The organism is Chitinophagaceae bacterium, assembly GCA_016717285.1.
Classification (GTDB): domain Bacteria; phylum Bacteroidota; class Bacteroidia; order Chitinophagales; family UBA10324; genus JACCZZ01.
On record JADKFU010000004.1, the window covers coordinates 77,148 to 89,452 of the forward strand.

The following is a 12,305-nucleotide window of genomic DNA, read 5'->3' on the forward strand; positions in this document are numbered from 1 at the left end:
CCTGAACAGGTCGTAAGTTTATTTCACCACACCCAACTCTTTCCCCACTTTCGTGAAGGCGGCAATTGCTTTGTCAAGGTGTGATTGATCGTGCGCAGCGGAAAGTTGAACGCGGATGCGTGCATTGCCTTTTGCCACTACCGGAAAGAAAAATCCGATTACGTAAATTCCTTCTTCCAAAATCTGCGTAGCGAATTTTTGAGCCAGCACTGCATCGTACAACATGATGGGTACAATCGGATGTTCGCCGGGCTTAATATCAAAACCAGCTTCAGTAATTTTTGTCCGGAAATATCCGGTGTTGAATTCAAGTTTGTCACGCAGCTCCGTGGTGTCACTCAGCATGTCGAGCACAGCGATAGAAGCGCCGGCAATGGAAGGTGCCAGTGTATTTGAAAATAAGTACGGGCGTGAACGCTGGCGCAGTATTTCTATAATTTCTTTTTTGCCGGAAGTAAATCCTCCCGAAGCACCACCAAGTGCTTTGCCAAGTGTACCGGTAATGATATCGATCTTTCCCATCACGCCACGAAATTCATGTGTGCCGCGACCTGTTTTTCCCATAAAACCGGAAGCATGGCATTCATCAATCATGATCATGGCCTGGTACTTTTCTGCAAGTGCTACAATTTTATCAAGTTGTGCAATCGTTCCGTCCATGCTGAAAACGCCATCAGTAATAATGATTCTGCTGCGAAGATTTTCTGTTTCCTTCAACTTCTCTTCGAGGTCGGCCATATCATTGTGCTTGTATCGTAAGCGTTGTCCTTTGCACAAACGAACGCCATCAATAATAGAAGCATGATTCAACTCATCGCTGATCAAAGCATCCTGTTCGTTGAACAACGGTTCAAACACACCACCGTTTGCATCAAAAGCTGCTGCGTATAAAATGGTGTCTTCCGTTCCCAGGAATGTTGAAATTTTTTGCTCCAGCGTTTTATGAATGTCTTGCGTGCCACAGATGAAACGTACACTTGACATGCCATAACCATGGGAATCAATGGCATCTTTCGCGGCTTGCGTTACCTTAGGATGTGAACTTAATCCGAGATAATTATTAGCGCAAAAGTTAAGCACCGTTTTTCCATTCACCGTAATCTCAGCACCCTGCGGTGAAGTGATGATGCGTTCATGCTTATATAAGCCGGAGGATTTAATTTCCTCCATTTCATTTTGGAGTCGGGATTGGATAGCGTACATGTTGAAAAGAGTTTGAAGGTTTTGAAGAGTTTAAAGGGTTTGGGTTGTTTAGCAGAAGTTTATGTGGTGAAGATAGTATTTCGGTTCTTTTGGCGAATTCACTTTTTCAATTTCCATTGTCCAAGCACTTGATATTTTGAGCCATCGGCATGAAGGTGCGATTCCCACAGTTCAACCGAATTAACGGGAATTAAAAATGGCTTTGCCTTTGGAAGATCGAAAGGAAGCTGATGTAATTGCCGGATGCGGGCAAGGGTGATGTGCGGTTGTGGCATACGTGTTTCCCCGGTAGGAAAACTGCTTCGCAAGGAAAGACACAATGCTGAAAATGAAAGATGATCTTCCAGTTGTGCCCATATCATGGTGGGTTTTTGATTTTTTGATACCGTCCTGAAGTTTTCGATTTGCAAATCAAAAGCAGGAATTGAATTGCAGATAACGGGAAGTTGTAATGCGATTTGTGCTATAGTTTCATTTTCTACTTCACCCAGAAAATGAACAGTAATGTGAAGTTGTTCCTGATCAATCCAACGAATGCCGAAATAGTGTTGGTGCGAAAACAGTTGCCACAATGATTGCCTGGTTTCAGGAGGAATTGATATGGCAAAAAAAATGCGTCTCAAAATGTTTCAGGTAAAAAATTGAAAAGGAAATATACAATCTTTAGAAAACCTGTTTATACTCATTTGTCTCACTGGAAGAATGAGGTTGGAAACAGGCAGGAATTAAAAAATGGTTTGTGCTATAGATCATTCATGATGATCACTAAACATCCGGTAAAAAAATTATCTTTATCGCAATAACACCTATGAAAAAAACAATCCTGATTTTCGCTATCATTTGCGTTTCAATCCGCCTTCCTGCACAATCACCATTAAACTGGACAAGTCCGGTGGTGGTAAATTCAAGCGTTGGTACAGACTGGCCACGTGTTGCACTTTCACATTCAACTCCGGTAGTGGCCTGGGGCGATTTTGAAAGTGGCAAGATATTCTGCAGAAGATGTGATGCAGGAAATTTCGGCCCTGAAATTCAACTCACTCCGGATGGTCTCGCGGCTACAGTTTTCTCACTAACCGGTCCTGATCTGAAAGCTTCCGGCGATACGGTGTATGTTATTTACGTAAATCAGGATGCTACCCATTCATATCTCCACCGTTCATTTGATGCGGGCGTTACCTTTAGTGATACACTGCGCATAGATAATATCGGAAACAATTTTCTTCGCTATTCAAGTGTTGACTTACTGCCAGGCGGCAACCCTGTAATTTCATATGCAAAACTGGATGAAAATTTTTCCAACCCTCAATATGTGGTCACCAAATCTTTAGATGGTGGCAATACATTTTCAAGTGATGTTCCGGTAACTGCCACATTGGGTGCAGACCCTTGCGATTGTTGCCCGGGAAGTATCATTTATCATGACGGTGTGATCGCAGTTATTTATCGCAATGCGATCAACGATGTGCGCGATATGCGCGCTGCGATTTCACACGATGGCGGCAATACGTATGAGCTTGGAATTATTGACAATAATAACTGGATAATTGAAAGTTGTCCTTCCAGCGGCGGTGAGGGCGTGATTATTGGTGACTCACTGGTCAGTGTTTTTATGAATGGCGTTAACGGAAACAAGTGTTTCGTATCAACGCTAAACATTAATACACTTCAACCCGGTTTTGAAAAACCCCTTTTTAATTTACCCAATGGCGCTTCTCAAAATCATCCCGCGATTGTGGCCAGTGGCGATACCATTGCAGCAGTTTGGGAACAGATTATTGCGGGACACCGGAACATATTATTTTCCTATTCACTCACCGGTGCTTCCGGTTTGGGTGCAGTAGTGGATACGATCAGCAATGTATTGGCTGAAGGTTTTCATACAAACCCGGACATTGCATATTCAAACGGTACTTTTTATGTAGTGTTTGCCGATGGAGGAGCCGGACAAATTTATCTGATGAAAGGAATGCTATATGAAATCAGTGGTGTTCAAAACACCTCTGTTCCTATGCCATTCATTCAGGTGGCAGGTAATCCGCAAGGTGATGCGATTAATATTTTCAGCAATCAAATAGTGAATGAAGCATGTTCAGTTTCAGTTTACAATATGAATGGCAGCATGTGCTGGCGGCAGGAATTAAAAGGTTTGCAACATTCACAATTGCTGAAAACTGATCGTGCATTGCCAAACGGAATCTACCTTGTCAGCATTGTTGCAAAAGATTTTTCAATGTCTGGAAGGATGTTGATTGCGCATTGATGTTGCAGCTAATGAAAAGTCGTTAGTCCTGAGTCGTTAGTGAATTGGTCATTGGTGCATTTGTCATTGAGTCATCGGGCACATCAAACCATCGGTATATTAGCACATCCATTGAAAAGTCGTTAGTCGTTAGTGAATGGGTCATTGGTGCATTTGTCATTGAGTCATTAGTCATTGGCACGTCAAACCATCGGCACTTTGGCACATTAATGCATTGACACATCATACTTCCACCTTCCTCCTTACCTTTGCGCCTTCCTTACTCCAACACACATGTTTCAGATAAAAAATTACATCAACGGTCAGCTCACTGCTCCTGTTTCAAAAAATTATATCGACAACTATCATCCTGCCATCGGTGAAGTGTATTCACAAGTGCCGGATTCGGAGGACGCGGATGTGGAACATGCCGTGCAGGCAGCAGAAAAAGCATTTGACAGTTGGAGCAACATGCCGGCTGAACAGCGATGTAAAATCTTGTTGAAGATTGCAGATTTGATTGATGAGAAAAACGATTACCTCGCTGAAGTGGAATCCATTGATAATGGGAAACCAAAGAAGCTTGCAGCATCACTTGATATTCCCCGTGCAGCATCCAACTTCCGTTTTTTTGCTACGGCAGTGTTACAGTTTCCGAGTGAATCGCACAACATGGAAAACAGTGCGATCAATTATACATTGCGACAACCTATTGGTGTAGTCGGATGTATTTCTCCATGGAATCTTCCTTTGTATTTGTTTACCTGGAAAATTGCGCCTGCATTGGCCGCAGGAAACTGTGTGATTGCCAAGCCAAGTGAAGTAACACCCATGACAGGTTATGAACTTGCAAAGATCTGCATCGAAGCCGGATTACCTGCAGGCGTATTGAATATTGTTCATGGTAACGGACCACATTGTGGCGCTGCGATTGTGAAACATCCAAACATAAAAGCCATCTCTTTCACCGGCAGCACCAGAGCCGGAAAAGAAATTGCAACAGTTGCTGCGCCTATGTTTAAAAAACTTTCATTGGAATTGGGCGGCAAAAATCCAAACATCATTTTCGCGGATTGTGATTTTGAGAAAATGTTGCAGACAACGTTGCTTTCATCTTTCAGCAACCAGGGGGAAATTTGTTTGTGCGGCTCCAGAATTTTAGTTGAAAAACCAATCTACGAAAAATTTAAAACAGCTTTTGTTGCCGCAACAAAACAATTAACAATTGGTGATCCGATGGAAGCATCAACGCGCATTGGCGCCATCGTTTCCAAACCACATTTCGATAAGATCAATTATCACATCAACCTTGCAAAAGAAGAAGGCGGGAAAATTTTATGCGGCGGCAATGTGGTGAAAGTAAAAGGTCGCTGCGAAAATGGATGGTTCATCGAACCTACGATTATTGAAGGACTTCCATGGAACTGCAGAACAAATCTCGAAGAAATTTTTGGTCCTGTGGTTACCATCATGCCGTTTGAAACGGAAGTTGAAGTTTTGCAGTTAGCGAACAGCACTGCTTACGGCCTGGCTGCAAGCATCTGGACAGAAAACCTCACACGTGCACATCGTGTCGGCGCCCAGGTGCAAAGCGGCATTATCTGGATCAACTGCTGGTTGCACCGCGATTTGCGAACGCCATTCGGTGGCATGAAAAGTTCTGGTGTAGGTCGCGAAGGTGGCAACGAAGCCATGCGGTTTTTTACAGAAGCCAAAAATGTGTGCGTAAAGTTATAGGTCCGCTTTTCCCAAGACATAATTTTTCCCTTTTTCAGCATATAGAAAAAACTGGTGGTCGGAAACCTGCTTGCATACTTTCGGGCGAAGAATTTCACCCTGATCCTGGTTGCTGAACAATAAGCTTTTCTTCCACTTGCCATCGGAACTGATGGTAACCAAAGTTGCAACAGATCTTTTGACACCCGAATATTTTGCAAGTTTTGAAGGATCAGTAACCAGTAAATTATCAGGATTATCATTGAAGAGCAGGTAAATCTTATCGCCGCCTACCGCATATGCATAGGAAGAATAATAACCACCATCATCGGTTGTTACCTGCCGTTTTGCAATTTTAGTAGCCCATGCAACGGACAGGTCAGGATTAATATTAATAGCCATCACATCATTGTAGTTATAATAATAAGTAGTGCGCGTGGTGTAAGATGAACCGGTATAATAACGGGTAGAGCGCGATTCCACAAAATATTGCTCGGCTAACAAGAGCACACCTCCGTCAGATCTGATAATGATGTTGTCAAGATCGTAGTTATAAATTTCTTCATCCTTTTTATCCACCTGGCTCTTTGAAAACAACTCGAGAAATGTTGCATCAAAAGGTTTGACACCTTGTTTTATCACACTGCCTGATGCCGCGTTAATGAGTGTAAATGAAATACCCTTAATGCTGTAAGTTCCCTGCGCAGAATAGAAACCCGCAACAGCCAGCTTATCATCATTTGTTATATTAAAACCAATATCTGTAATGAACTGGTTGGCCACCACGATATCATATTCCTTTGCCACTTTCCCGCTGTCGCGAAAAGCCAGTATTTTATACGAATAGTTGGCCATTCCATTCCGCTTCTCTTTTAATTTTTCATTGTAAAGCCTGCCACTGAGATAAATGTTTCCGTTGTTATCTAGTAATAGTTTTTCTCTTTCAAACAACTCGCTTTCATAAGGCAGCGTAATATTTTTCGACCAAACTTCTTTCATATTACTATCATATACTTTCGTTGTAAAAGTTTCCTTGGTTTGCTTTTCATCGCGCAGCGCGGAGATGATGGCAATGCTTTTTCTGTTGACGGACAATTGGTATCTGAATTCTCCCTGCTTGCTGCGGCTATTGTAAGGAATCGCGGCTATCTTAACAGGAGTTCCTGTAAGTTGCAGCGTCTTTTTATCTATTACCTGGTAATACAGTTCCGTCTTTTCCTCCTTCCTGTTTACATATGAAATGTAGGCAAACAATTTTCCGTCGATATACTTCACCATATCCATCTCAGCGACCATTCCATTTATACCGGGTTCGAACTCCTGTCTTTTTTTCATTAGCAAGTCGTGCCCGTAAGACTCGATGATGAATCCTACGCTGGTTCCGAAAAATGAAGTGGAGTAGCCATTAACTTTTTTTCTCAACACGTAAAAACTGTTCTCATCCTCACCCAGATAATCATCGATGGTAGCGTTAGAAGGTTCCTTCATTTCTGCGCTCAACTTCAAAACTGACTTATTAACGGACTGCTGGGCCCGTATGATTGTAGTCAGGAATAATAAAAGGAAACAAAGAATAATGCTGTTTTTCATATGCGAAAATTAGTTACCGCCGAAAGTTAGTTTAAAGTACTGAAACGTATAGGTGGATGAAATTGGTATAATCCTAAAACAGCAGTATCCGTATTATTTTTTTTCTTCTCTGAAATGATGTTAATGGATTTCCCTCATCGCCATAAAAGAACAAAGCAGCCTTGCATTGTACCTGCAGCAATCTGCTTTTATCAGGTATGTTGATGATTTCTGTTGTCATTCAATATTTCATTAACAAATTCTCGGTAATTGTTCGCCCGTTAACCTGTTGATCACTCTTCTTCCACCGACATTACTGTTCAGTATCACCTGGTTTGGATGTTCGGTTACTACATTGCCAATGATAGCGGCCATGGAACCATGTTCCCATTGTTGCAGCTTTTGCAAAAATGCATCAGCTACAGTTGCATCCACCACCGACATAAAAAGCCCTTCATTCGCAACATACAATGGATCGAGCCCGAGCATTTCACAGGCGCCGTGCACTTCCTCTTCCACATTGATATTTTTTTGTGCCACATCAATTCCTACGGTTGCATCCTTTGCAATTTCATTCAGCACCGTAGCAATTCCACCGCGCGTTGGATCGCGACACAAGTGGATGTAGTTGCCAAACTCATCCAATAATTCATTTACAATTTTATTCAAAGGTCTTGTATCGCTGGTAATGGAAGTTTCAAATTCCAAACCCCGACGCTGACTCATAATCGTAATGCCATGACGCGCCAGCGGGCCACTAAGGATAATTTTATCTCCGGATTTTACGCGATCAATATCAATGTTTGCGTCAGGATGCACTGTTCCAATACCAGTTGTATTGATAAAAATTTTATCTCCTTTTCCTTTCTCCACCACCTTGGTATCACCTGTCACCACTTGTACACCGGCAATTTCACACGCTGATTTTATGGTCACCAGAATGTCCCAGAATTCTTCCATCTTCAAACCTTCTTCCAGCACAAATCCCAACGATAAATATTTCGCTGCTGCTCCACACATGGCGAGGTCATTCACGGTACCGTTTACTGCAAGATCCCCGATATTTCCTCCTGGAAAGAAAATGGGTGACACCACGTAAGTGTCAGTGCTCATCGCTACCCGGCCTTCTAAATTGAAGATGGCGCCATCATGCTTTTTATCCAGCAACTCATTACCTAAAAGCCTGAATACACCTGTGTCAAGTAACTGTGCTGTTAAAGTTCCACCACTGCCATGTCCTAACGTAATGATGTCGAAATCCAGTTGTGGCATCGGACATTGCATCTGCATGATGGATTTATGACTCATTCGGTGTTGCAAGATTTAAACTTCGTAAAAAATGGTTTTCATCTTTCTTCGCTCACCTGTTATTTTTCTTTGCACGCAGTAGCATGCCATTGAAAGAGATAACAATGAAGCGGCTCTTCATGGTGAAGTCACTTGTTCTGCGTATGCTGAGTAGTGATAATAAGCGGCGCAAGCACCTTCGCTTGAAACCATTGGTGCGCCCAGCGGACTGGAAGGCTTGCATCTTTTACCGAAGTGCTGGCATTCAAAAGGTTTCTTAATTCCTTTCATGATTTCGCCTGCAAGGCATTCCGGATTTTCAGGTGCCTCTTCAATATTGATGTTGAATTTTTTTTCCGCGTCAAATTCACGATAGGCGCCTTTTACTTTATAACCACTCATGGGAATAATTTCCATCCCACGCCACAAGCGGTCTGTGACTTCGAACACTTCATAAATTATTTCCTGTGCTTTGATGTTGCCTTCTTCCGTAACAATTCTCGCGTATTGATTCTCCACTTTTGCTTCACCGGCTTCGAGTTGTTTCACCGTCATTAAAATTCCTTCCAGCAAATCAACGGGCTCAAAACCTGTAATAACAATCGGCATCTTGTATTTTTCAACAAGCGGATAATATTCATGCATGCCCATAATCGCGCAAACATGACCTGCTCCAAGAAATCCATCTACATTGCTCAGTGCATCATTCATCACTGCTTCAATGGCAGGTGGCACCAATACATGCGAAGCGAGGATGGAATAATTTGTAACAGCTTCCCTGCTTGCATGAATAACAGAAAGTGCATTGGCGGGAGCAGTAGTTTCAAAGCCTACCGCAAAAAAGACCACTTCGCGATTGGGATTTTCTTTGGCAATTTTTACTGCTTCCAGTGGAGAATATAAAATCCTTACATCAGCACCTCTGGCTTTTGCTTCCAGCAAACTCATGCCTGAGCCCGGAACACGAATCATATCACCAAACGAACAAAGAATCACATTGCATTCCATTGCAAGGTGAACAGCTTTATCAATTAAACTAACCGGTGTTACGCAAACAGGGCAACCGGGCCCATGAATCATTTGAATTTGCGATGGCAATAGGTTGAGGATACCATTTTTTACCAGAGAATGTGTTTGTCCGCCACACACTTCCATTATGTTCCAGTTGCGGGTAACTGATTGCTTTATTTCTGTTAGCAATGCTTCCACTAATTCGGGCGACCGGAATTCAGAAAGATATTTCATGGAGCATTTTTTTGAATGTTATGTTCACTATGAGCAGTTCTAAAAATTTATTTCTTCTTATTTCCTCACCATTAATCGCTCTACAAAGGAGCGTGAAAAAGAAACCCTTGCCATTTTCATAGCACTGCCATAAATCATTTTTATTGATTGGATCTTACCAGGAATTGCTAAACACATGTTGCGAAGTATGAGCTATGAAGTAATTCTTGTTGCTATTTTTTAATTCCTAATTTTTAATTCCTAATTAATGTTTAAGTAATGCATTAACTGTCCAAAAGCAATGCATTCATCGTTCGGAGAGAGCTGTTGATGAAAGTAAATTTTGAAATTTGGTTCTAATTGTAAATGTATCAAATCTACCAATACAGCATTCTGAAAAACACCACCACTGAAAGCTATTTTCTGAATGCCTTCCTTCACGGCCACATTCCTGATTATTGCAGCCATGCTATTGTGAAAAAGAGCTGAAACAGTAGCAACCGGCACATTGGAATGAATGTCATTTACAATGCTTTCAATTACTCCATGCATCCGGATTTCCGGGGCGGCAATCTCTTCATTAAAATAATGTGAATTAATTTCCGGTCCGTGTTCTTCGAAATAATCGTCGGCATATTTCTCGAGTAGCAATGCCGCTTCTCCTTCATAAGAATTCATATTCACAAGATTCAAAAGAGAAGCTACTCCATCAAAATACCTTCCCACGCTTGAAGTTTGAATAGCCGGCTGTGAAAGCGCTTTCCTATAAAAATTCCATTCTAAATCTGAAAATTTGGGTCGAAGGATGGATGCTGCCTCCAGCAAATCACCTGCAATGGCCAAAGCCGCAATTCTCGGCTCCCTTGCTATTTTATCGCCGGCAAGATTGATGATTGGTTCGAGATAATATGCGCGCGTCAAGTTTCCCTTCTCATAAATAAAAAATTCTCCGCCCCAACTATTACCATCGCTTCCCAATCCTGTTCCATCCCAGATGATGCCCAGAATTTTTTCATCCATCCTGAACAGATCATGTTCACCAAGAATGGCTGCGAAGTGCGCTTCATGGTGCTGAATCTTTTTGATGGGTACATTTAATTGCACTGCCATCTGCTCTGCAATTTTTGTGGAAGGATAATCAGGATGAAGGTCCGCAAGCATAACAGATGGTTTCAGTGCAAGCAATTTTTCAAAGTGATGGAAAGTATGCAGGTAATTTTGCTGTGCATCATAGCTTTCCAGATTTCCTGAATACTGGCTCAGATAAAACTGGTGGTTGTGATAAATCGCAAACGCGCTTTTCATCATGGCTCCTGCTGCAAAGATGGAAGCATCACTGTTTGTTGTTTCGCTGATAATTGCAGGAGCAAGTCCTCTTGAGCGCCGCAATAAAATTGGTTGGTGACTGAATTGTCCAAACCTTATTACACTGTCATCCTGCGGAACAACAATGGGTCGGTTGTGGTCAAGAATGAAATCTGCAAATTGAAACAGCGCTTGTTTATTTTCCGATTGAAAAACAATACATGAACCACTCAGATTACCGCTCGTCGCAATCAATGGTTTTTTCCAATGTGTACCAATCATTTCAAGCAAGGGCGCATACGGCAGCATAACACCGATGGTTGAAAGGCCAGGTGCAATGCCATTCATGTCCAGCTCTTCAAAAGATTTTTTTGTTGCTTTTAACAAGACAATGGGAGCTGCTTCGCTGAGCAACGAATGAATAGCCACAGGATGGAGTTTCACGTATTCTCTCGCTACTTCCAATTCCGGAAACAATACTGCGAATGGTTTTTTGGGACGCTGCTTTCGTTGACGCAATGTTTGAATAGCTGATTGATTGCTTGCATCACACATCAGCAGAAATCCACCAATACCTTTTACTGCGATAATTTTTCCTTCACTTAAAGCTTGTAAGAGTGTCTGAAGAATTTCCTGTTGGTTACCTGAAAAATTCACTCCACTATTGGCATGCCAGGAAAGTCTGACGCCGCAATCCGGACAGGAATTTGTTTGCGAAAAATATCTCCTGTCATGGACGTCCTCGTATTCCGCTTTGCAATTATTACAAAGCGTGAAAGGCTCCATTGTTGTCAGGTGGCGCTCATATGGCAGTTGCTTCATAATGGAATAACGTGGTCCGCAAAGGGTACAGGTGATAAATCCATATTGATATCGCCTGTTAAGCGGGTCGTGAAATTCCTGTTTGCATTCAGGACACATGGCAAAATCGGGGGCAATCAGCACATCGGCAGCAACATTATTTTCTATTACACGAATGGAGAAATCAGAAAATGACTGTTCATCCGTTGCCGATAAAGTCCATGACCTGATGATTGCAAGCGATGGAGCCTCTTGAATTATTTTCTGCGAAAAAATATTTGCTGCTTCATCAGTAAGTGTGTTGAAATAAACATGTACACCGTCCGCATCATTGCTGGCAAAGCCGGAAATATTTTCAGCGACAGCGCACTTAAAAATTTGAGGACGAAAACCAATGCCCTGCACGCGTCCTTTGATATGTAAGTGAAAAGTCAAGGAAAAGCAGTGTTATGCTCAGTATTGATCCATGGAGCAAATTCCATAGTTATAACGGCAATGAGCTCTTCAAAAGCACCGTGCTTAGCTATTGAGAACACTTTATGTACTTTAAGCATCAGCAGGGGTGGACAGGAGATCAACAGCATGACAGTTTTTATGACTTGACGAAATATAAATTCTCATGGCATTTTTGTACGGGAATAAATGTACTGCTTTCGAAGATTTAATTAGAAGGAGCTGTGATTGAAAACCGGCACGATGAATCAGCTATAAGTTTCCGCGAATATGATCCAAAGATTCAGCCTCAAGATTCAAATGTGGCAGCAACAGCGCCCTTACATCTTTAAGGAAATCATACAACGACAGGTAGTCGAGTCCGCTGGTCTGACGTGCATACATCCAATGATCAATCGTCATCCAAACCTGCCAGGCCAAAACCTTGTATTGATCAGGTTGAGCAGGCTCTTTAAAACTACGGACTAATTTTCTTCGATCAGTTGTCACCGGCTTTATGATTACG

The 12,305-nt window shown here is 42.1% G+C and carries 9 protein-coding genes; 2 read left to right on the forward strand and 7 right to left on the reverse strand.

Annotated features, from left to right (window positions below):
* Positions 1-18 precede the first annotated feature (18 nt).
* Positions 19-1,203, reverse strand: coding sequence for a glycine C-acetyltransferase (gene kbl, locus IPO83_05685; GenBank protein ID MBK9730762.1), 1,185 nt, complete (start codon positions 1,201-1,203; stop codon positions 19-21).
* Between the two features lie 98 nt (positions 1,204-1,301).
* Entirely contained in the window at positions 1,302-1,826 is a 525-nt protein-coding gene (gene thpR / locus IPO83_05690; protein MBK9730763.1) for an RNA 2',3'-cyclic phosphodiesterase, read from the reverse strand.
* 185 nt (positions 1,827-2,011) lie between these two features.
* On the opposite strand from thpR, the gene IPO83_05695 reads away from it, so the two are divergent.
* Together IPO83_05695 and IPO83_05700 are read left to right on the forward strand one after the other, a co-directional pair.
* On the forward strand, positions 2,012-3,466 hold the full coding sequence (locus tag IPO83_05695; protein MBK9730764.1) for a T9SS type A sorting domain-containing protein: 1,455 nt from the start codon (positions 2,012-2,014) through the stop codon (positions 3,464-3,466).
* Positions 3,467-3,739: 273 nt separating this feature from the next.
* Positions 3,740-5,182 carry an aldehyde dehydrogenase gene (locus IPO83_05700; GenBank protein ID MBK9730765.1) on the forward strand — a complete coding sequence of 481 codons (1,443 nt, stop codon included), beginning with the start codon at positions 3,740-3,742 and terminating at the stop codon, positions 5,180-5,182.
* Here IPO83_05700 and IPO83_05705 read toward each other — a convergent pair.
* From IPO83_05705 to IPO83_05725, 5 genes are all read right to left on the reverse strand, one after another.
* Entirely contained in the window at positions 5,177-6,751 is a 1,575-nt protein-coding gene (locus IPO83_05705) for a hypothetical protein (GenBank protein ID MBK9730766.1), read from the reverse strand. The two genes, IPO83_05700 and IPO83_05705, sit on opposite strands and share 6 nt — an antisense overlap.
* 231 nt (positions 6,752-6,982) lie before the next feature.
* Positions 6,983-8,002, reverse strand: coding sequence for a hydrogenase expression/formation protein HypE (hypE, locus tag IPO83_05710; protein ID MBK9730767.1), 1,020 nt, complete (start codon positions 8,000-8,002; stop codon positions 6,983-6,985).
* Positions 8,003-8,155: 153 nt separating this feature from the next.
* A complete protein-coding gene (hypD, locus tag IPO83_05715; GenBank protein ID MBK9730768.1) occupies positions 8,156-9,262 on the reverse strand; it encodes a hydrogenase formation protein HypD in 1,107 nt (368 codons plus the stop codon).
* A 240-nt stretch (positions 9,263-9,502) separates the two neighbouring features.
* Positions 9,503-11,782 (reverse strand): carbamoyltransferase HypF, encoded by a 2,280-nt coding sequence (gene hypF, locus IPO83_05720; protein ID MBK9730769.1) that lies wholly within the window; start codon positions 11,780-11,782, stop codon positions 9,503-9,505.
* 270 nt (positions 11,783-12,052) lie between these two features.
* Positions 12,053-12,289, reverse strand: a complete 237-nt coding sequence (locus IPO83_05725) for a hypothetical protein (protein MBK9730770.1) — start codon at positions 12,287-12,289, stop codon at positions 12,053-12,055.
* Positions 12,290-12,305 lie beyond the last annotated feature (16 nt).

Coding starts and splice junctions, on each gene's coding strand:
- hypD (MBK9730768.1), bottom strand. CDS start 9,262: ATGAAATATCTTTCTGAATTCCGGTCGCCCGAATTAGTGGAAGCATTG.
- hypE (MBK9730767.1), bottom strand. CDS start 8,002: ATGCCACAACTGGATTTCGACATCATTACGTTAGGACATGGCAGTGGT.
- IPO83_05705 (MBK9730766.1), bottom strand. CDS start 6,751: ATGAAAAACAGCATTATTCTTTGTTTCCTTTTATTATTCCTGACTACA.
- IPO83_05700 (MBK9730765.1), top strand. CDS start 3,740: ATGTTTCAGATAAAAAATTACATCAACGGTCAGCTCACTGCTCCTGTT.
- kbl (MBK9730762.1), bottom strand. CDS start 1,203: ATGTACGCTATCCAATCCCGACTCCAAAATGAAATGGAGGAAATTAAA.
- IPO83_05695 (MBK9730764.1), top strand. CDS start 2,012: ATGAAAAAAACAATCCTGATTTTCGCTATCATTTGCGTTTCAATCCGC.